Raw genomic sequence first — 19,262 nt, 5'->3', positions numbered from 1 at the left:
ATGAGCCGCCGCCTGATCCTGATCCGTCACGGACAAACTACCTATAACGCCACCGGCCGCATGCAGGGCCACTTGGACACCGAGCTGTCCGAGCTGGGTTATGAGCAGGCCCGCGCCGCCGCGCGCCTGCTGCAGGATCAGGGCGTGTCTAAGATTGTGGCCTCCGACCTCATCCGTGCGCGCGAAACTGCGCGCGTGGTCGCCGAGGCGCTCGGCGTGGATTTCACCACGGATGCCCGCCTACGCGAGACGCACCTTGGCCAGTGGCAGGGCAGGACCTCCGCTGAAGTAGATGCAGAGTTCCCAGGCGCGCGCGCCATCTGGCGCCACGATCCCACTTGGGCGCCGCCGCAGGGCGAATCCCGCGTGGATGTGGCCGAGCGTGCCCGGCCCGTCGTCGATGAGCTCATGGCAGACTTCGCCGGCTGGGACCAGGGCCCCGTCCTCATCGTGGCCCATGGCGGCGCCATCTCAGCGCTGACCTGCCACCTGCTGGGCCTGGACCATGCGCAGTACGGCATCCTCTCCGGACTGAAGAATACCCACTGGTCGCAGCTGACCGCCCGCCCGGACTTTAACCCGGAAACGCCGCTGTCCTCGCTGGAATTCACCCCAGATAATGTGGGCAGCGCCAAGTGGTATTTCGACGGCTGGAATATGGGCGGCGAGGTCACCGGGGACGGCGGGGCGGATATCTAGTGACGGTCCGCGTCATTACGGATTCCTCCGCGGGCCTGCCGCCGGAGCTGGCGGAGCAGCTATCCATCACCGTCATTGACCTGCACCTTATGGAAAGCCACGGCAAGGATGGCCTGGAGCGCTCCACCTCGGGGTTGAGCGCGCTGGAGCTGGCCGCCGCCTACGGCCGCGAAATGGAGCGTGCCCAGGATGATGGCGTGGTGGCCATTCACCTGTCCAAAGAGCTGTCTTCCACCTATTCTGCGGCGGTGTCCGCCTCCGGCGTCTTTCCGCACACGGTGCGGGTAATTGACTCCGGTTCGGCCGGTATGGCTATGGGCGCGGCTGCCATGTCCGCCGCCAAGCTCGCCTCCCGCGGCGCCAGCTTGGATGAGTGCTACGCCGCGGCCATCGATACCCTCAAGCGCGCGGCTACCTGGGTCTACCTGCATTCCACGGAGGACCTGCGCCGATCCGGCCGCCTTTCCCCGGCCACGGCCGTGCTTTCTACGGCGCTTTTGGCCACCAAGCCGATTATGTCGATCACCCGCGGCAAGCTGGAGCTGGTGGGCAAGACCCGCACCCAGACCAAGGCCTTTACCAAGCTGGTGGACCTCATCGCCTCCCGCGCGGACGGCGAGCCGGCCTTCGTTGCCATTCAGCACAACCAGGCCGAAGACGCGGCTGCCAAGCTGGAGGCGCTCCTTGAAGCGGCGCTGCCGCAGGGCTCGTCCTTCATCTGCACTCCGCTTAACGACGTCCTCTCTGTCCACGCCGGCCCCTCCGCCATCGGCGTCTCCGCCGTGTTTAGCTCCGAGCCGCCCGCCGAACCTGTGCATTCTCACACACGTGGTCGACCCCGCGCCTTCCCGCCGCGCCGATCTGTGGATAACTAGGCCCAGCGCGCCGGGTTCGTTGACGCCCACAACAAGTTATCCACAGCCCGCCTTCGCCCGAGCTTTCACTAGTGTGCGCCCGCGCTTAGCCTCAGCGCCATGGCGGCAACCAAGATCAGCGAACGACTCCGCGAATTTACCCAACCCACCGGCGAGGAAGAACTCCTCGCCGTCGATTACCCGCGGCCGCGACTGCGCATCAGCCCCTGGCAGGCCTGCGCCGTGGCGGTCATTCTCGTCATCGGCGTGGTGGTCTGGCTCGGCATCAATGCACGCTCCGAAGAATCTTCTGGCATGCCCGAGCCTGCGGCAATGAGCCCAGGCGCGGCCCCCAGCGAAGAACCTAGCGAGATCATCGTCTCGGTCATCGGCGAGGTAGCAGAGCCAGGTCTGAAAACGCTCGAGCCCGGCGCGCGTGTGGCCGATGCCCTAGCCGCCGCCCAGCCGCTACCAGGTGCCGAGACCATGGCCCTCAACCATGCGCAGCGGCTTTCCGACGGCCAACAGCTCCACATTCTGCCCTCCGGCGCCGCCCCAGCTCCCGCACCCGGCGAGCCTGCCCCAGCCAGCGACAACTCCAGCAGCCCGGGAGGCAGCGCTAGCGGCAGCGGCGTGAGCCTCAATAACGCCACCGCCGAGGAGCTCACCGAACTCAAGGGCGTCGGCGAGGTGACCGCGCAAGCCATCGTGGCCTACCGCGAAGAGCACGGCGGCTTCAAGGATGTAGAAGAGCTCCTCGAGGTCTCCGGCATCGGGCCGGCGAAGCTGGCGCAGCTTAAAGACCAGGTCCAACTCTAACCCGAGCTCGAGCGTGCGATGCGAGAACTGCGGCTCGTCCCCGGCGCGGCCACCGCTTGGCTGTCCGTCATCGCCGTGCTGCTTGCCGGCCGCGGCTGGGCCATCGCACTCATCGCGGTCGTCGTCGCGCTGTGCCTCATTGCCCGTCAATGGGGCCAAGCGCTCTTCTGCGGGGCGGTCGCTGGGGGTGCGGCTCTCGTCGCCGCGGTGCGCCAGGTCCGTGCCGCCGCCTTCGACCTCGGCAGCGAAGTCACCGGGCGCCTTGTCACTGCACCAACGCAGACCAGTGCGGGTGGCTGGCTGCTCAAGCTCAAGGTTCCGGGATACCCCACCCAGCTGCCGGTCTTTAGCCCGGAACCAGTCCCGGCGGCCGCTGGCGCCGAACTTACGGCAAGGGTGAGGGTCGGGGAGTCGGATAGGGCGGGCGTCGGAAAGCTTAGCGCCAATGCCACCGACGTGCAGGTAACCGCCGAGCCCGAAGGCCTGGCCGGTTGGGCGGCCGAGGTGGCTGAGAATTTTCGCGCGCTGGTCCTCGATACCGTAGGCCCCTCCAGCCAAGGCCTGATTCCCGGCATGGTGCTCGGCGATACCGCGCTGCAAGATACCGCCGAGCGCGACCTGTATATCGCCACCGGGCTCTCCCACTTGAGTGCTGTATCTGGCGCCAATGTGGCCATAGTCTGCTCCGCCGCGGCCGTGGTCTGCGCCGCCTTCGCGCTCGGGCCTCGCGCCCGCGTGGCCGCCTCCCTGTGTGCCCTTGCTACCTATGTTTTGCTTGTGGGCTTCGAACCCTCCGTCCAGCGCGCGGCCGTCGCCGGGGTAGTAGGCCTGCTTGCCGTGCTCAATTCCACGCGCATGGAGCCCATCCATGCGCTCAGCCTCGGCATCATCGCGCTGCTCTTTGTGGATTCCGACCTCGCCGTGCTCTTCGGCTTCGCCCTATCCTGTGCGGCGACGCTCGGCATCGTGGCGCTGAGCCCGCTCATCTATAAGCACTTGGCCGTGACCGGCTGGCCCGCCATCTTCCTGCGCGCGGTTGCCGTGGCCATCGCGGCCGATATCGTCACCCTGCCGCTGGTGGCACTCATGTCCGGCGAGGTCTCCGTGGTCTCCGTGCTAGCCAATATCCTGGTCGAGCCTGCCACCGTGCCGATTACCATCGTGGGGCTTATCGCCGCCATCTTTGCCCAACTTGGCCCGCTGGACGTGCTGGGCGCCGGCTTGCTGCGCCTCATTGAGCCCTTCTCGTGGTGGATTAATACCGTCGCCCACGGCGTGGCCCACCTGCCCGTGGTCACCATTCCTGCTAACCCGCTTTTTACGCTGCTTGCCTACGCCTGGATCATTGCCGGCCTCCTCTATCACCGCCCGTGGCTCACCCTGGTGCTGACGCTGGCGGGCATCGCCTGGCTCGGCCTGGCCGCAGGCTAGAATGGCGGGCATGCCTCCAGTACACCTCATCCTCGGCGACGATGAATTCCTCACCGAACGCGCCCGCCTGCACATCCAGCGCGCTGCGGCCGAGGAGAGCGGATCTTCCGGCACCCGGCCCGAGCTGACCAAGCTCAAGGCCTCCGAGGTCTCTGAGGGAGAGCTCCTCGAGGCCACCAGCCCGTCGCTGTTTGGCGATAACCGCGTAATCGTCATCAGCGACTGCGAGCGTGCCGGCAAAGAAGTAGTCGATATCCTCCTGCGCGCCTGCGCCAATCCCGCGCCGGGCATGACCATGGTCATCATTTACTCTGTGACGGCCAAGACGCTGAAGAAAAAGAAGAAGCAGCCCGAGCTCGTGGCCAAGCTGCGCAAGATTGCGGAGGTCCACGAGGTCTTTTCGCTCTACCCCAATGAGCTGGGCCAGTGGGCCACCCGCGAATTTTCCAGCCACGGCGTGCGCCCCACCCCGGACGTTATCCACGCCGTGCTCGAGGGAGTGGGCTCTGACCTGCGCGAGCTGGCCTCGGCCATCTCCCAGCTGGTCTCCGATACCGGCGGCAATGTCACCCGCGAGGCGGTGCAAAACTACTACGTCGGCGTGGCCGAGGTGGCCAATTGGGACATTGCCGACGCCGCCGTCGCCGGCCGCGTCGAAGCCGCCGTATCCACCTGCCGCCGCGCCCTCCAGCTGGGCGCGAGCCCCGTAGCGATTGCCGCCGCGCTGGCCAATAAGGTCGGCGCCATCGCCCGCCTCTACTCCGCGCGCGGGGACCAAGACTCGCTGGCGAGCCAAACCGGCCTAGCGCCCTACGTGGTCAAAATGACCCAGCCCGTGGCCCGCCGCTGGTCCGCCGATAATGTCACCAAGGCCGTCATCCTCGTCTCCGAGCTCGATGCCGCCGTCAAAGGCCAAGGCGGTGAGCCCGAATTCGCCATAGAGGCGGCCGTCAAACGCGTCGCGGAACTGGCGCGATAAGCTAGAAACCATGTCTGAGACGCAAGTGCAAGAATTCGCCGGTCGGCTCTTTGACATGGCGCGCGAGGGCAACCTGGACCTCCTCGCCTATATCGGCCACGGCGTAAATATCGACCTCGTCAACCACGAAGGCCAGTCCTTTATCATGCTCGCCGCCTATCACGGCCACGCCGAGCTGGTTACCGCACTTGCCCGCGCCGGCGCGGACGTCAACCTGCTCAATGACCGCGGCCAGTCCCCGCTGGCCGGCGCCATCTTCAAGAAGGAAGACGCGGTTATCGACGCCCTCCTTGCCGCCCACGCCGACCCCACCGCCGGCCAGCCCTCCGCGCTGGATTCTGCCCGCCTGTTTGGCCGCGAGGACCTTATCCCGCGCCTCGAAAGCGAGGCGGGGGAGTGACCTGGACATCCTTTTTCACCCTCTTGCTGATGAACCTGGTGGGCGTCGCCTCGCCGGGGCCGGACATCATTTTGGTGACCCGCTACGCCACCCGCTCGCGCCGCCACGCTATCGCCGCGGCCGCTGGCATCCAGATCGGCGTGCTTTTCTGGTGCGCCGCCACCGTCTTTGGCGCCGCCGCGCTGCTGACCGCCTTCCCGGAACTTCTCGGCGCGGTCCAGGCGGTCGGTGGCTGCTTCTTGGTGTTTATGGGAACGCGCGCGCTGCGCAGCGGCATCGCCCAGCGCGCCAACCCGCCCGTGGACTTAGAAGACGCCGCCGCCCAGCTCGGCCGCCTGCGTACCGCCTTCAAGGTCGGCCTGGCCACGAATATGTCCAACCCGAAAATCGTGCTCTTCCTCGCCGCGATGATCGCCCCGCTGCTTCCGGCTAGCCCACCCATCTGGTTGGCGATTGCGCTGACACTTTCGCTCTCGCTGTCGGCCTTCCTCTTCTTCCTCGTCGTCGCCACGGTAATTTCCACCAATGCCGTGCGCCGCAAGCTCATCGCCGCCGGCCCGTGGATCGACATCGGCTCTGGCCTCTTCTTCATCATCGCCGGCATCGTCCTTATCATCTCCGGCGGGCAGAACCTGCTGGCCTAAAACAGGCGCGGCGTGCCCTCGGCCACCGTGTCCAGCACCCACTGGGTCCAGCGGGCGACGGTGGAGGCGCGCCGTCGGGACGTCGCCAAGCTCAGGCCCAGCCCCTCCATGGCCGCACAAATCTCTGCGGTGCTAGCCACCGCGCCGCGGGCCAAGCTGAGCTCAAGCACCTCGCGGAAAACCCGCCGCGCCGCCAGTGCCCGTATGAGTGCCGCATTCCGGGCGTCGCGATGCGGCTGCTCGATTACCCGCCGCCCGTGCTCCGTCGGCTCCCACGTGTCCTCCACCGGCGCCGCCAGGCCCAGGTAGCGCGCGGCATTGGCATAATAATCCGCCTGCCGCGGGTCGAAATCATAGCGCTGGGTAATCTCCGCCTTGCTTAGCGGCTGCAGGGCGATGAGCTCCAGCAGGTTGACCACCCGCTCGAAGCTATTGGCCTGTGGGAAGGGCACGGCCGGCTCGGGTTCGGGCTCCACCGCCCGCACAATATCGAGCGCCGCCTGGGCGTCCAGGGTCGAGGCGGACAGCGCGTAGCGGGCGCTATCGACCAGCGCAATGCTGCGAAAATCCGCCGGGTCCCGAAATTCATAACGGTACAGGTGGAAAATACCATTGGAATACACCAGGTAAACCGGCACGACATCCTTGGCCAGGCGCTGCTGGAACCGGCGATACGGAAAATATAGCTGCCGGATATTGAAATCATCCGAAAGGTGGTTCTTCGCCTCCACCAGCACCAGGTGCTCGAGTGATTCAAAGCCGCCGTCGATTTCCATCTGCGCGCGGTCCACTGCCACATCCACGCCCAAGTCCGGCAGCCGCACCTTAAGCCCGCGCGTGGACATGCGCCCGGCCACCGTCGCCTGCAATGGCCCGCAGCCCAGGAAGTCCTCTAGCATCCCGCTTGCCGACGCCCCATTTAACGCCACCGCCTCCGAGCTCACCCCCTCCAACGAGAGGGTGTCCAGCCCCGCCGGCAACTCCAGCGTGCGTACCTCGCCGCGCTGCGTTTGTGGAAACTGTTCGTAGAGGTTGAACCGGCCCACCAGGTATTCACTGCGGCTGACCGGTACGATTCCCAGCTGGAGACGCTGAAAGATCCACGGCCGCGACGTAGAAAAATCATGCTTGGCCATCAGCCGCGGTTGCCGGCCCGAGAGCCGTTCTAGCTCCCGCGAGCCGATATAGAAATACCCGCGCCGCTCCAGCTCCGCGTCGTATCCCGCCGCCAGGATGCGCAGCCAGCCCCAGTCATTGACGCCGAGCTTCACCGTTTCCGGCACACCAAAGCGCGCCCGCAGCTCCTGCGCTTCCGGCCCGCTAGTCACCGCGGACCTCGTAGTTGCGCACCAGGACCTCGTCGACCTTGCCCCGTTTCGAACCAACGGAATTAATCGCCCGCGTCGCGCCCACGATGCCTACTTCATAGTCCGCATAGAGCTCGCGGATGAACTCGGTGGCCGAATTAGACAACAGGAACTTCACCCCGCGCCTATCCAAGTCATCGCAGACCTCTTTGAGACGCTCTTGTTCCGCACGGTCAAAGCCGCCTTTTTGGTAGCCGGTAAACGAGCTCGTCACATTCACCGGGTCATAGGGCGGGTCGAAGTACACAAAGTCCCCCTCGCGCGCCTGTGCTACCGCCGCGGCGAAATCACCCTGCGAGAAGGTCACATCATTGTCCGCAAAATAGCGGTGCACCGCGCGCAGCGTGTCTTCATCGCAGATGGTGGGATTCTTATAACGCCCAAACGGGGCATTAAATTGACCGGCCGCGTTCACGCGGTACAGGCCGTTATAGCAGGTGCGGTTGAGATACAACGTTCGTGCCGCGCGCTCGACGGGGGAGAGGGCGGCAAACTTGTGGGCATCCCGGTCCACTGCGCGCAGCGCATAGAAAAACTCTGCGTCATTGGGGTAGCCCGCGAGTTCCTCAATGAGCTCATCGACGCCGCCGCGCACCATCTCATAGAGGTTGATGAGCTCACTATTGAGATCGTTGACCCGTGCGCTGGCCGGTTCGAGAGAGAAAAGCACCGCGCCGCCACCGATGAAGGGTTCATAAAAACGCCGCGGGGCCTCCGCCGGCAGGGCGGCGTGGATATGCGGCAAGAGCTGGCGCTTCCCGCCCGCCCATTTCACCAGTGGCTTAACGTTTTTCATCGTTGACTCATCTTAGCCGTCCCACCGGACACGAGCACCATCGGGCGTCCGAACATGTGAGTGGATAAATCGGGTGCGCGGCCATGCGGCGGCGCCATCTTGGTTGTCCAACGTCACAGTTTCGCCTAATAGTGCCATGACGGGCGAAAATGCGCAGCCGTGTCGGCGGGGAATTCCCCTGGTGTGCATGGCAGTTTCTCTGACCGAATATAAGGTAATAAAATCGCCTCAAAATCCCTTAGCTTGTAGGCAAAATAGAATTTCCTCACAATTTCTTAGGGAGAAAGAAAAGATACTGAAGCTTGAAGAGCGTCGGGACAGAAAGGGGCATTCATGCCGCGTATATCAAAAATCCGAGTCGCTGCGCTCAACCTCGTCATCGAGAATGGTTATGACGGGTTCACCATGGAGGAGCTCGCTCACAAAGTGGGCGTTTCCCGCCGTACGCTTTTTAATTACATAAAAGACAAAGAATCGGCAGTTTTAGGCTCCGAAATGTCGGAGGAAGTGGAGAACCAATTCCAAAATTTCGCCGCGGGATTGCCCACCGGAAGCCTGCGCGAAGATTCCAAAATCATGGCCATGACCGTATTCAATCGTGCCGTAGGCGATGAGTTCTTCCCCGAAATTTCCCAGCTCACGGCCCAGGCGTTGGCTAAGGATACGAAGCTGCGCGCCCTGTACTGCCAGCGCAATAGCCGCATCATTCAGCGCGTCCGCCAGGCCGTGCAGGCCCGTGAGGGCTGGAAATCCTCCGATCCGCGTCTTACGCCGACCGTCAACATCATCCACACCCAGTTCCTGACCGCCTTTGAGACCTTCGTGGAAACCCGTGGCGGCACTTCGCTTGCCGACGCCTTCCACAATGCCGGCGCCATCTTCGAAGACTACTTCAACGACGAACTGGCCTAAGCGTCCCGCCTAAGTCTCACCGGCCCTGCCTGCCGGTTCCGCCGGCCAAAGTAAGCTAAGAAAATCCCCCGGCGCGCTCCGTAGAGTGCGACCGGGGGATTATCTGTGCAATGGCTCTTAGTCCATCTTGTTGAACGCGGAAGCCATGCCGGACTTCTTGTTGGCTGCGGTGTTGCGGTGGAAGACACCCTTGGACACGGACTTGTCCAGGGCGCGGGATGCCACGCGCAGCTGCTTCTCAGCAGCAGCCTTGTCGCCAGCGGCAACGGTCTCGCGGAACTTGCGGATCTCGGTACGGACGGCGGAGCGAACGGACTTGTTACGCTGACGTGCCTTCTCGTTGGTGATAACGCGCTTCTGCTTGGACTTGATATTTGCCATGAAAAATACCTCTTAGTAATCGAAAGTGATTGACGTAGAAACCGACCTACTCGGACTACTCCCGCGGCCAGTAATTACTGGCGCGCTCGGCGCTGGTATTCGAAGAGCGAACCCAAGGTCCTGCCCGCCCCGACCAACGCGCCCGGCAAGTAAGTAACCAACACACAATAGCAGTACCGAACCCGACCTGCCAAAACCCTCCCTGCGACAGCCGTCTCCCAGGTCTCTGGCTCCCGGCCCGCTGGCTCCCTAGCCGCCGGCCGCGCGGCGGCTAGGCCCAGTGGTAGCGCGCCCGCAACCTATTCGCGATTCGTTCGAATCTGCGTTCCGGAAAAAGCGTGCCTTGCCGGCGCACCTGCTCCTCGGATACCTCGAGCAGGCGGTCGAGGCGCACCCAGCAATCGCACCCGGACTCGTCCCACTCGCCGGAACCGATTTCCAGCCAGGCGTCGTCAAGCGCATGCTTTGGGTTGGGGGAGATAAGCAAGCCCATTACCGTGGTGCGGGTGCGGCCGACGACCAAAATGGCGCGCTCGCGCGGTGGCGCCTGCTTACCCTCGGCCGGTACCCACACCCAGACCACCTCGCCGGAGTCGGCCTGGCCGTCCATATCGGGGGAGAAAAATATGGACCGGGGGTGGGAGGCAGTGGCCTCTACCCGGATATCGGCGGCCTTGCGCGGCTCGTGGAACTCATCCGACCTATCCAGCCCCAACCGGGAATTAATGCGGCTCAGGCCGGTGTCTATCGGCTCGCGCTCGCTGATTCCTAGCGCTTGGCGCAGACGGGTGAGCATGGCGCTTTTCATGTCGACTATTGTAGACGTATGTCTGAAAACTTTGCGGCCACGACGTTTACGGATCCCGCCCGAATCCGAAACTTCTGCATTATTGCTCACATCGACCACGGCAAGTCGACGCTGGCGGACCGCATCCTGCAGCTATCCAAGGTGGTTGCGGAGCGCGATATGCGTGACCAGTTCCTCGATAATATGGACATCGAGCGCGAGCGCGGCATCACCATTAAGGCGCAGAACGTGCGCCTGCCGTGGGTGCCCCAGTCCGGCACCGCGCAGGGGGAGCAGATTGTCATGCAGATGATCGACACCCCCGGCCACGTGGACTTTACCTACGAGGTCTCCCGCGCGCTCGAGGCGTGTGAGGGCGCTATCCTGCTTGTCGACGCCGCCCAGGGCATCGAAGCCCAAACCCTCGCCAACCTCTACCTGGCGATGGAAAACGACCTGGAAATTATCCCGGTGCTCAATAAAATCGACCTGCCGGCCGCCGACCCGGAAAAATACGCGCTGGAAATCGCCAATATCATCGGCTGCGAGCCGGAAGAGGTGCTGCGCGTGTCGGGCAAGACCGGCGAGGGCGTCGTCGAGCTGCTGGACAAGGTCTGCGAGCTAGTTCCGCCGCCGTCTTCTGAATTCGACGCCGAAGCGCCGGCCCGCGCCATGATTTTTGACTCGGTCTATGACACCTACCGCGGCGTGGTGACCTATATCCGCATGGTGGACGGCAAGCTCACCCCGCGCCAGAAGGTCACCATGATGTCGACCAACGCCAACCATGAGCTGCTGGAAATCGGCATCGTGTCGCCCACGATGCAAAAGTGTGAGGGCTTGGGCCCCGGCGAGGTGGGCTACCTCATCACCGGCGTAAAGGACGTCCGCGAGACCAAGGTGGGCGATACCGTCACCTGGTCCAACGGCGGCGCCGAAACCCCACTTAAGGGTTACAAGGACCCGGACCCGATGGTCTACTCCGGCCTTTTCCCCATCTCCCAGGCCGACTTCCCAGACTTGCGCGATGCTTTGGAAAAGCTGCAGCTTAACGACGCCTCCTTGACCTTCGAGCCCGAAACCTCCGTCGCCCTCGGCTTTGGTTTCCGCTGCGGCTTCTTGGGTCTGTTACACATGGAAATTACCCGCGACCGCTTGGAGCGCGAGTTCGGCCTCGACCTGATTTCCACCGCGCCTTCGGTGACCTACCGCGTGGTGGCTGAAGACGGCGAGGAAAAGTGGGTCCACAACCCGTCTGACTGGCCGGAAGGAAAGCTTAACGAGGTCTATGAGCCCGTGGTGAAGATGACCGTCATCGTGCCCGAGCAGTTCGTCGGCCCCACCATGGAACTCTGCCAGTCCAAGCGCGGCCAGATGGGCGGCATGGACTACCTTTCCGAGGACCGCGTTGAGCTGCGCTACACCATGCCGCTCGGCGAAATCATCTTCGACTTCTTCGATATGCTCAAGTCCCGCACCAAGGGCTACGCCTCGCTGAACTATGAAGAGGCCGGCGAGCAACTCGCGGACCTGGTAAAGGTCGACATCCTGCTCAACGGCGATCCGGTCGACGCCTTCTCTGCCATCGTTCACCGCGATTCCGCCCAGTGGTACGGCAATAAGATGACCAAAAAGCTCAAAGAGCTCATCCCGCGCCAGCAGTTCGAGGTGCCCGTCCAGGCGGCCATCGGCTCGAAGATCATCGCCCGCGAAAACATCCGCGCTATGCGCAAGGACGTGCTGGCCAAGTGCTACGGCGGCGATATCTCCCGTAAGCGCAAGCTGCTGGAGAAGCAGAAGGCCGGCAAGAAGCGCATGAAGACCTTGGGCTCCGTCTCGGTGCCACAGGAGGCCTTCGTGGCCGCGCTGTCTACCGACGCCGACGATTAAAACACCACCTGTTTGCAAAGTGGAGCCGAATAGATCTTTAACTTTTCGTTAACAGCTTTCGGGGTGTGGCTATCCCAAAGTCCGAAGTGAGCTGCTTCTATAGGGTGTTCCCACGGCCGGGGACACCCTTTTGAACTAGTTGCGGTTTATGTGTTGACGGCGTTAAATCTCGATTCGAAAGCGACCGATGACTCGCTCGATGAGCCACAGCCACTTTCGACCTGCACCGCTATTTCTTGACCAAGGTTGGACTTTTCATGAAGCTTCGCTCTCGCGCTGTGGCCGTCTGCGCCGCCGCAGCTGCCACTACATCACTCGTCCCCGGCATCGCTCAGGCGGCCACTACCACCCCAATCGAGCATGTTGTAGTTATCTACTCGGAGAACATTTCCTTCGACCACTACTTCGGAACCTACCCTAATGCGCTAAACAAGGACGGCGAGAAGCTGCAGGGCAGCGGCAAGAACGCCCCTAAATTCACCGCAAAAGAAGGCACCCCAAAGGCGAAAAACCTCGAAAATGATGACGTAATGGGGGAGAAGAACCCCAACTCCGTCAAGCCTTTCCGCATCGGGCCTGACCACGCCGTGACTACGGACCAAAACCATCACTACGGCGATGAGCAGGCCGCATACAACGGCGGCAAGATGGACAAGTTCCCAGAGACCGTGTCCACCGACATCGATAAGTCCTCCAATGGCTACTATGCCGCCCCTGGCATGACCATGGGCTACTACGACGGCAATACCGTCACTGGCATGTGGAATTATGCGCAGAACTTCGCTCTGAACGACAACAGTTACTCCACTATTTTCGGCCCGTCTACCCCAGGCGCGCTGAACCTGATTTCCGGCACCGTGGCCGGCGGCACCATGCATGACCCCGCCACCGGTGAGCAGAAGAAGATTGAGGCGGGCAAGAACCACGCCCTCGCTGGCGTTTCCGAGGACGGCAAGACCGCTACCGTCGTCGGCGACCCAGACCCGCTTTACGATGACTGCTCTAATAACTCCTCCGCAGGCACCAACCAGGTCACCGCAATGCACTCCAAGAACATCGGCGACCAACTCAACGACAAGGACGTCACCTGGGGCTGGTTCCAAGGCGGCTTCCGCCCTACTGACGAAGCTACCGATAATGCCCGTGCCCGCTGCGGCGCTTCCCATACCACGCTGACTGGTCAGAATCAGACGGATTACAACCCCCACCACCAGCCGTTCCAGTACTATGCATCCACCGCTAATCCGCACCACTTGGCGCCGTCGAGCGATGAAATGATTGGCAAGACTGACCGCGCCAACCACCAATACGACCTGAAGGACTTCGACACCGCAATCGAGCAGGGCAACCTGCCGGCCGTGTCCTTCTTGAAGGCCGCTAACTACCAAGACGGCCACGCCGGCTATTCGAATCCGTTGGACGAGCAGGCCTTTATCACCCACTACATAAACGAGCTGCAAAATTCCCCGGAGTGGGATTCCACCGCGGTGGTTATCGCTTACGACGATTCCGACGGCTGGTACGACCACAAGGCCCCAGAAATCCGCAACGGCTCCAACGATCCGCACCAAGATAAAGAAATCTGCACCGCCGCCGCAGCTAAGGTCGGCGTCGCAGGCGATAAGCACGGCCAGTGCGGTCCGGGTACCCGCCAGCCCCTGCTGGTCATTTCCCCGTACGCAAAGACTAACCACATCGATTCCACCTACACCGAGCAGACCTCCGTCACTAAGTTCATCCAGGACAATTGGGGCCTCGGCCGCCTAGGTGGAATCGCCTTTGACGAGCGTGCCGGAGAGCTGAACAACATGTTCGACTTCAACACCACCAAGAAGGCGCCGAAGCTGTTCCTAAACGAGACTGACGGCACCGTCGCTAAGGATTACGCGTCCATTGAGAAGGTGGATAATTCCTCTCGTGCCGGCACCAACCTCAAGGACGTCGTCGAGGGCATGGATGACCCGAAGGTTACTGAAAAGGACGTGCCTTCCATCACCAAGCTGCACCAAGAGTCCAAGCCGCAGCCTGGCACAAACAAGCCTGCTGACTCGAGTTCCAGCTCTTCTGCTGGCTCTTCCAAGGCCGGTACCATCGCGGCTATCCTTACTGCCCTAGGCGTAGGCGCTGGCATCGTAGCTTGGTACATGAATGGCCACCCCGGCCTAGACCTGAAAAAGCTGCAGGATTTCAAGCTCCCACCACTGCCTAACCTCCCGTTCTAACCCATGAAGACCTTCCACATCGCTACCGCCGCGGTGCTTGCCATCGCGGCCGTATCCCCACATGCTGTAGCCCAAAGCTCCCTAAGCTCCTTCGGCTCCAGCTCCCGGGACTCGCAGTCGGCGGCGCCGTCGACAAGCAAAAGCGCGAAGCCGAAAGAACCGCAACTAAATGTGCGCGACGTGTATTCGTGCCCTACGCCCGACAATGTCCAGAGGCAAGCGGAGTGGAAGGTCTATAACACCTCTGGACTGGCGCTTACCGTCTACGTTGCAGACGATGCAGGCAATGCCTACCAAGTTCTAGAGCGCGTGGGTACTCCAGCCAAGCGCGCGTGGGCCCCGAAGCTGCAAGACGGCACCTACCACCTCACCTGTGTCTTCCACAATGATTCGGCCGTGAAGTCTGATGATTTCACGGTCACCGGTTCCACCATCACCGAAGCCCCCAAGATGGTGCCTATTACTGACCGTGAGGTCGCAGCCGTTGCTATCCAGCAGGCAGCGGAGCAGAAAAAGCGCGTTCCTGAGCTGCAGAAAAAGGCCCACGCTCTTGCCGATGCCACCTCTAAAGACCGTCCCACCGCCCGAGCAGCTTACCTCGATTACCTCGAGACCTACCGCTCTTTCGACGATTCCAGCGAAATGTGGCCTGGGCCGGACTTGGAGGGGTACGCGGAGGTTGAAAAGCTGCTGTGGTCCAAGCGCCCTGTCAAGGATGCGGCCAAGCCCGCCCGCGCGCTTGCCGACGCCGTCGATAAAACCGCCCGCGCCCTCGAGTCCTCCCACTTCGCTATTCCCGCGCCCGATTACGGCCTGCGCACCCACGAGGTGATGGAGGAATTCGAGCGTTTCGACATGCGTGGCGAGCGTGACTTCGGCGCTCATGCCCTGCCCACCGCGCTGCGCGGCGATGTTACCTCCACTCGGCTGACGCTGGATGCCGTCCGCTCCCTCGTTGAGGGCCGCGGGTTGGATACCGCGCCAATCTATGACCAGCTCGATGAGCTCGACAAGATCGCCGGTGAATTCGATGAAAAGTATGACACCGCTTTTGACAAATGGTCGCAAAAGGATCGGATGCGCCTGCAGTCGGCCGTTGCCCGTGCTAATGAGTTGCTTGCCCCTGTCGCCACGATGACCGTTATTAGAAGGATGGATTAGTGCCCTGCCCGTTTAATTTTTCCCGCCGCTCCTTTCTCTCTGGCCTTGCTGCAACCGCTGCGCTTACCGGACCAGCCGCGGCCGCCAACGGGCAGTCAAGCATTGCTGGTTCCTCCTTCGGTTCCTCAAAGCATGGCAAGGATTCTTCGGCCGACCCCGCTGTGCCTTCGCCGCGCACCGATGCGGATGACCCGCTCGATCTTCCTTTCCATGGCGAGCACCAGCAGGGTATTGTCAACCCGGCCCAAAAGTATTCTGAGGTTGTCGCCCTCGACATACAGTTCACAGGAAAATCGCGCCTGGAAGAGCTGTTTCGTACCATCACCGAGCGCGCCCGAGTTCTTACCGCCGGCGGAGCGACCGCGGCCGACGGTATAGCCTATCCTGCCGGCGATTCCGGCGAGCTGGGTCCAAAGCTTCCCACCGATAGCCTATCCATTACCCTTGCCGTGGGCGATTCGCTTTTCGACGACCGCTTTGGCCTAAAACCCCACAAGCCTGTCCACCTGAGCTCTATGCAGGCTTTCGCTGATGACACCTTGAAGGACGAGCTGTGCCACGGCGACTTAGCCTTGCAGATTTGCGCCGATCAGCACGATACCGTCATTCACGCGTTGCGCGATATCCTTCGGCACACCCGCGGCGACGTCGCCGTGCGCTGGCGCCAAAACGGCTACATGAACGAGCCACGGCCTTCTGGCACCCAAAGAAATCATCTTGGGTTCAAAGATGGCATCGTCAATCCGGCCGAAAAGGATCAAGACAAGCTGGTGTGGGCCGGCGCGGACGAGCCAGACTGGGCCGCCGGCGGCAGTTATATGGTGGTTCGCCTGATTGCTATGTATACCGAATTCTGGGATCGCATCTCCATTGCCGAGCAGGAGCAAATCTTCGGCCGTGACCGTGCTACCGGCGGCCCACTTTCCGGCGGTGACGAGCACGCTGAGCCGAACTACCTCGACGATGCCACCGGTGACGTCATCCCCACAGATGCGCATATTCGCCTCGCCAATCCGCGCACGCCAGAAACCTCCGACCAGCTCATGTTGCGTCGCGCTTATAATTATGACAACGGAGTGCGCGACAACGGCACCCTCGATGTCGGCTTGGTCTTCATCTGTTTCCAGCAGGACTTGGAGCGTCAGTTCATCACGGTGCAAAAACGCCTCGAGGGCGAACCGCTCGCGGACTATATCCGCCCCTACGGCGGCGGCTATTTCTATGCTTTGCCCGGCGTTGCTGACGACTCCGACTTCTTCGGCCGCTCGCTCCTCCAAGCCTAGGCAAGCTTCGCTGCCCTGCAGCATATGCGAAACTGTGCAGGGTGAGCTGCGTTGTGAGGCTCGTTCGTAAATAGCGAGGCAGGGCGCTCAGCTGGAATTGGCCCAGGGTGGGACCCAGACTATTCGGCCCTGCCGCCGCTCAAGCCGGCCGCGCACCGGAGGCGCATGCGGATCATCGTCGTTGACGCCGTTGTGATACGGGCACGCCACGCTGAGGTTCGCCATATTGGTCTCGCCGCCGTGTTTCCACGCCTGCAGGTGGTGGATCTGGCACTTATCCGCCGGATAGTTGCACTCGGCCCACGGGCAGGTGGGGTTTTCCGCGCCCGCCATAAGCCGCTGCTTATCCGAGGCATGCCGCGACGTGCGATACAGGTTCACCGCTCCCTCATAAGGATGGACGAGGGTGACGAGCCCGCATTCGGAAAGGCGCTTTTCCACCAGCTTCGCGCCGCTGATTTCGGCACCATTGGTCAGCCGCAGCGTGATTTCCTCACCTCCGCCGCTTAAGATTTCATCCAATTCATCCAGCTGGATGATGATATTCGTTGTCGCCGCAGGCCGCGCCGCAGCCCCGCCGCGGAAGAAGATATTCTCCACGGAATCAAGCGGCTTCTCCTCGTTGATGCTGGCGTGCAGGTCAGCAATGAAATCGGAATCGCCGGTAATCGAAAGCGTCGACGGGCCGCCCTTGCGCCGCGTCATCCGCACACCTTTTTCCGGTTGCTTTCGCGGATAAAGCTCCTTCAACCGCGTGCGCGCGAGCTGCTCCACGTCCTGGTCGGTCGCGCATAATTCAGCGCGCAGCGCCCACGCATCCCGCTTGGATTTCGTGCGCGAGACGTACTTTTCGATGATCTTCAACGTCGCCAAGCAATGCTTGGTCGCCCGGCACGAGCGCTGCCGGCGGGTGAAGGGGGTGGGGCCAAAGTAGACGTCGGCAAGCGCAAGCAGGCTCCGGGCCTCCTGCCGGGGAAGCCCCAGCCGGCGCAGGTCGGCCTCGCGCGCGCCAGAGACCTCGCCGAGAAGCTCCATCGGCGAGGCAAGTTGGCGGGCGTAGTCCTGCAAGCGGGTCATGCCGGTGAGCCTAAGGCACCCCGCAAGACTGCGGTAGCCCACCCGCGCCCGCCTGTGGATAACTCGCCCCACCCGTCACACCAACCCCGAACCCGCCCGGCGCCCCTGTGGATAACCTGCGGTACCCTCGAATAGGAAAGCGAGAAAAGGAGCTCCCCATGACTGACCCGACCAAGCGAATTCGCCCCACCAACCCCGGCCGCCTGGCCGCGCCGCGCCAGGCCCAGCAGCTGCCGCCCCTGCCGGTGACGCGGGCGCGCATTGGTGAGCGGGTAGCCACCGAGGTATTCCAGGAAATGGGCGAGGGCATGCTCGAGGAGCTGCAGAACTTCCGCCGCGACCTGCACCGCAACCCGGAGATCGGCCTGGACCTGCCGCGCACGCAGAAAAAGGTCCTAGAAGCGCTGGAAGGCCTGCCGCTGGAGATTCACGTGGGCCAGGATTTGAGCTCGGTGGTGGCCGTGCTGCGCGGCGGCCAGCGCGGCGAGCGGCCGGTGTCGGTACTTTTGCGCGCGGACATGGACGCCTTGGAGGTGCGCGAGCAGACCGGCAGCCCGTTTGCGTCGACGAATGGCTATATGCACGCCTGCGGCCATGACCTGCACACGGCCGGCCTCGTGGGCGCGGCGCGGATTCTGTGCGAGCACCGCGAGGAGCTGCACGGCGATGTCACCTTCATGTTCCAGCCCGGCGAGGAAGGCCCGGGCGGCGCGCTGCCGATGATTGAGGAGGGCGTGCTCGACGCCGCTGGCCGACGCCCCATTGCCGCCTATGGCCTGCACGTCGGCCCTCAAGACCGCGGCACCTTCCACTATGTGCCGGGCCCGATGATGGCCAGCTCCTCCAACCTGACCATCACGGTGCTGGGCAAGGGCGGGCACGGCTCCCGCCCGCACGATGCCATCGACCCGGTGGCGGCGCTGGCGGAGATTCAGATGTCGCTGCAGACCGCGCTGACCCGCCGCTTTGATGCGCTGGAGCCCATCGTGATTACCGTGACCAACTTGTGGGCGGGCGACGGCGCATATAACGCCATCCCGGAGCGCGCGGCTCTGGGCGCGACGGTGCGCGTGCTGCGCGATGAAAAGATCGATGCCGTGCGGCAGATGATTACGGAGGTCTCCAGCTCCGTCGCTGCTTCGCACCGGTGCACCGCACAGGTGGATTTCGAGGTTTTGTACCCGACCACCAAGACGAATCCGCGGGAAAATCAGTTCGCCGCCACCTTGTGGAGCCAGATGTTTGGCACTGAAAACGTCCAGCCGTTCGATGCCCCGATGATGGCCTCCGAGGACTTCGGTTACGTCCTCGCGCAGGTGCCGGGCACGTTTATGTGGATGGGCACGGCCAATCCGGACAAGCCCGAAAACGAGCGCGAGTGGAACCACTCGCCGATGATGCGTTTCGATGACTCGGTGCTGGGAATGCAGTCCGCCGCGCTGGCGGCAGTGGCATTTGAGCGCTTGGCCACCGAAAACGAGCATCCGTCCGCGCAGACGAAGGCCATGCGCGATGCGGCCGGGGTGCAAAAATAATTCATCCCTAGGGATTATGGCCGCC

18 protein-coding genes are annotated in these 19,262 nt (G+C 62.8%); 13 read left to right on the top strand and 5 right to left on the bottom strand.

Annotation, left to right across the window (positions count from 1 at the left end; all coding sequences use genetic code 11):
• The 7 genes from QP884_RS03025 (at position 1) to QP884_RS02995 (ending at position 5,826) form a co-directional block, all read left to right on the top strand.
• Positions 1-699, top strand: a complete 699-nt coding sequence (locus tag QP884_RS03025; RefSeq protein ID WP_284820639.1) for a histidine phosphatase family protein — start codon at positions 1-3, stop codon at positions 697-699.
• Positions 699-1,574 (top strand): DegV family protein, encoded by an 876-nt coding sequence (locus QP884_RS03020; RefSeq protein ID WP_284820637.1) that lies wholly within the window; start codon positions 699-701, stop codon positions 1,572-1,574. Before QP884_RS03025 ends, QP884_RS03020 begins: the two co-directional genes overlap by 1 nt.
• Before the next feature lie 99 nt (positions 1,575-1,673).
• The gene (locus tag QP884_RS03015) at positions 1,674-2,372 is read left to right on the top strand and encodes a ComEA family DNA-binding protein (protein WP_284820635.1); all 699 of its coding nucleotides are present in this window, start codon (positions 1,674-1,676) and stop codon (positions 2,370-2,372) included.
• 18 nt (positions 2,373-2,390) lie between these two features.
• The gene (locus QP884_RS03010; RefSeq protein ID WP_284820633.1) at positions 2,391-3,803 is read left to right on the top strand and encodes a ComEC/Rec2 family competence protein; all 1,413 of its coding nucleotides are present in this window, start codon (positions 2,391-2,393) and stop codon (positions 3,801-3,803) included.
• Between the two features lies 1 nt (position 3,804).
• Positions 3,805-4,782 (top strand): DNA polymerase III subunit delta, encoded by a 978-nt coding sequence (holA, locus tag QP884_RS03005; RefSeq protein WP_284820631.1) that lies wholly within the window; start codon positions 3,805-3,807, stop codon positions 4,780-4,782.
• 10 nt (positions 4,783-4,792) lie between these two features.
• Positions 4,793-5,182 carry an ankyrin repeat domain-containing protein gene (locus QP884_RS03000; protein ID WP_284820630.1) on the top strand — a complete coding sequence of 130 codons (390 nt, stop codon included), beginning with the start codon at positions 4,793-4,795 and terminating at the stop codon, positions 5,180-5,182.
• On the top strand, positions 5,179-5,826 hold the full coding sequence (locus QP884_RS02995) for a LysE family translocator (protein WP_284820629.1): 648 nt from the start codon (positions 5,179-5,181) through the stop codon (positions 5,824-5,826). Before QP884_RS03000 ends, QP884_RS02995 begins: the two co-directional genes overlap by 4 nt.
• Here QP884_RS02995 and QP884_RS02990 read toward each other — a convergent pair.
• Together QP884_RS02990 and QP884_RS02985 are read right to left on the bottom strand one after the other, a co-directional pair.
• Positions 5,823-7,154, bottom strand: coding sequence for a type II restriction enzyme (locus QP884_RS02990; protein WP_284820627.1), 1,332 nt, complete (start codon positions 7,152-7,154; stop codon positions 5,823-5,825). The two genes, QP884_RS02995 and QP884_RS02990, sit on opposite strands and share 4 nt — an antisense overlap.
• Positions 7,147-7,989 carry a DNA adenine methylase gene (locus QP884_RS02985; RefSeq protein WP_284820626.1) on the bottom strand — a complete coding sequence of 281 codons (843 nt, stop codon included), beginning with the start codon at positions 7,987-7,989 and terminating at the stop codon, positions 7,147-7,149. Before QP884_RS02985 ends, QP884_RS02990 begins: the two co-directional genes overlap by 8 nt.
• 333 nt (positions 7,990-8,322) lie before the next feature.
• Between QP884_RS02985 and QP884_RS02980 the strand changes: the two genes are divergently transcribed.
• Positions 8,323-8,901: a TetR/AcrR family transcriptional regulator gene (locus QP884_RS02980; RefSeq protein WP_204611196.1), complete on the top strand. Its 579-nt coding sequence runs from the start codon at positions 8,323-8,325 to the stop codon at positions 8,899-8,901.
• 117 nt (positions 8,902-9,018) lie between these two features.
• Here the strand turns inward: QP884_RS02980 and rpsT are convergent, their stop codons facing one another.
• Complete coding sequence (gene rpsT, locus QP884_RS02975) at positions 9,019-9,282, bottom strand: 30S ribosomal protein S20 (RefSeq protein WP_005324114.1); 264 nt, start codon at positions 9,280-9,282, stop codon at positions 9,019-9,021.
• Positions 9,283-9,553: 271 nt separating this feature from the next.
• On the bottom strand, positions 9,554-10,090 hold the full coding sequence (locus QP884_RS02970; protein ID WP_179386861.1) for a type II toxin-antitoxin system PemK/MazF family toxin: 537 nt from the start codon (positions 10,088-10,090) through the stop codon (positions 9,554-9,556).
• 18 nt (positions 10,091-10,108) lie between these two features.
• On the opposite strand from QP884_RS02970, the gene lepA reads away from it, so the two are divergent.
• The 4 genes from lepA (at position 10,109) to efeB (ending at position 16,625) form a co-directional block, all read left to right on the top strand.
• Positions 10,109-11,959 (top strand): translation elongation factor 4, encoded by a 1,851-nt coding sequence (gene lepA, locus QP884_RS02965; RefSeq protein WP_284820625.1) that lies wholly within the window; start codon positions 10,109-10,111, stop codon positions 11,957-11,959.
• Positions 11,960-12,216: 257 nt separating this feature from the next.
• Positions 12,217-14,181, top strand: coding sequence for a phospholipase C (locus QP884_RS02960; RefSeq protein ID WP_284820624.1), 1,965 nt, complete (start codon positions 12,217-12,219; stop codon positions 14,179-14,181).
• A 3-nt stretch (positions 14,182-14,184) separates the two neighbouring features.
• Positions 14,185-15,342, top strand: a complete 1,158-nt coding sequence (locus QP884_RS02955) for an EfeM/EfeO family lipoprotein (protein WP_284820623.1) — start codon at positions 14,185-14,187, stop codon at positions 15,340-15,342.
• Positions 15,342-16,625, top strand: a complete 1,284-nt coding sequence (gene efeB, locus QP884_RS02950; RefSeq protein ID WP_284820621.1) for an iron uptake transporter deferrochelatase/peroxidase subunit — start codon at positions 15,342-15,344, stop codon at positions 16,623-16,625. Before QP884_RS02955 ends, efeB begins: the two co-directional genes overlap by 1 nt.
• Before the next feature lie 87 nt (positions 16,626-16,712).
• Here the strand turns inward: efeB and QP884_RS02945 are convergent, their stop codons facing one another.
• On the bottom strand, positions 16,713-17,702 hold the full coding sequence (locus tag QP884_RS02945; RefSeq protein ID WP_284820619.1) for an HNH endonuclease signature motif containing protein: 990 nt from the start codon (positions 17,700-17,702) through the stop codon (positions 16,713-16,715).
• A gap of 158 nt (positions 17,703-17,860) precedes the next feature.
• Between QP884_RS02945 and QP884_RS02940 the strand changes: the two genes are divergently transcribed.
• Positions 17,861-19,237: a M20 metallopeptidase family protein gene (locus QP884_RS02940; protein WP_284820618.1), complete on the top strand. Its 1,377-nt coding sequence runs from the start codon at positions 17,861-17,863 to the stop codon at positions 19,235-19,237.
• Positions 19,238-19,262 lie beyond the last annotated feature (25 nt).

The organism is Corynebacterium tuberculostearicum, from assembly GCF_030229345.1.
In the GTDB taxonomy this organism is placed as follows: domain Bacteria; phylum Actinomycetota; class Actinomycetes; order Mycobacteriales; family Mycobacteriaceae; genus Corynebacterium; species Corynebacterium tuberculostearicum_G.
Note: the sequence above shows the minus strand (reverse complement) of the source record. Positions and strands in the feature narration are given on the sequence as shown.

What these genes read in the sequence shown, in the direction of transcription:
- QP884_RS03025 (WP_284820639.1), top strand. Translation starts at nt 1, where the DNA reads ATGAGCCGCCGCCTGATCCTGATCCGTCACGGACAAACTACCTATAAC.
- QP884_RS03015 (WP_284820635.1), top strand. Translation starts at nt 1,674, where the DNA reads ATGGCGGCAACCAAGATCAGCGAACGACTCCGCGAATTTACCCAACCC.
- QP884_RS03010 (WP_284820633.1), top strand. Translation starts at nt 2,391, where the DNA reads ATGCGAGAACTGCGGCTCGTCCCCGGCGCGGCCACCGCTTGGCTGTCC.
- holA (WP_284820631.1), top strand. Translation starts at nt 3,805, where the DNA reads ATGGCGGGCATGCCTCCAGTACACCTCATCCTCGGCGACGATGAATTC.
- QP884_RS03000 (WP_284820630.1), top strand. Translation starts at nt 4,793, where the DNA reads ATGTCTGAGACGCAAGTGCAAGAATTCGCCGGTCGGCTCTTTGACATG.
- QP884_RS02985 (WP_284820626.1), bottom strand. Translation starts at nt 7,989, where the DNA reads ATGAAAAACGTTAAGCCACTGGTGAAATGGGCGGGCGGGAAGCGCCAG.
- QP884_RS02980 (WP_204611196.1), top strand. Translation starts at nt 8,323, where the DNA reads ATGCCGCGTATATCAAAAATCCGAGTCGCTGCGCTCAACCTCGTCATC.
- rpsT (WP_005324114.1), bottom strand. Translation starts at nt 9,282, where the DNA reads ATGGCAAATATCAAGTCCAAGCAGAAGCGCGTTATCACCAACGAGAAG.
- QP884_RS02970 (WP_179386861.1), bottom strand. Translation starts at nt 10,090, where the DNA reads ATGAAAAGCGCCATGCTCACCCGTCTGCGCCAAGCGCTAGGAATCAGC.
- lepA (WP_284820625.1), top strand. Translation starts at nt 10,109, where the DNA reads ATGTCTGAAAACTTTGCGGCCACGACGTTTACGGATCCCGCCCGAATC.
- QP884_RS02960 (WP_284820624.1), top strand. Translation starts at nt 12,217, where the DNA reads ATGAAGCTTCGCTCTCGCGCTGTGGCCGTCTGCGCCGCCGCAGCTGCC.
- QP884_RS02955 (WP_284820623.1), top strand. Translation starts at nt 14,185, where the DNA reads ATGAAGACCTTCCACATCGCTACCGCCGCGGTGCTTGCCATCGCGGCC.
- QP884_RS02945 (WP_284820619.1), bottom strand. Translation starts at nt 17,702, where the DNA reads ATGACCCGCTTGCAGGACTACGCCCGCCAACTTGCCTCGCCGATGGAG.
- QP884_RS02940 (WP_284820618.1), top strand. Translation starts at nt 17,861, where the DNA reads ATGACTGACCCGACCAAGCGAATTCGCCCCACCAACCCCGGCCGCCTG.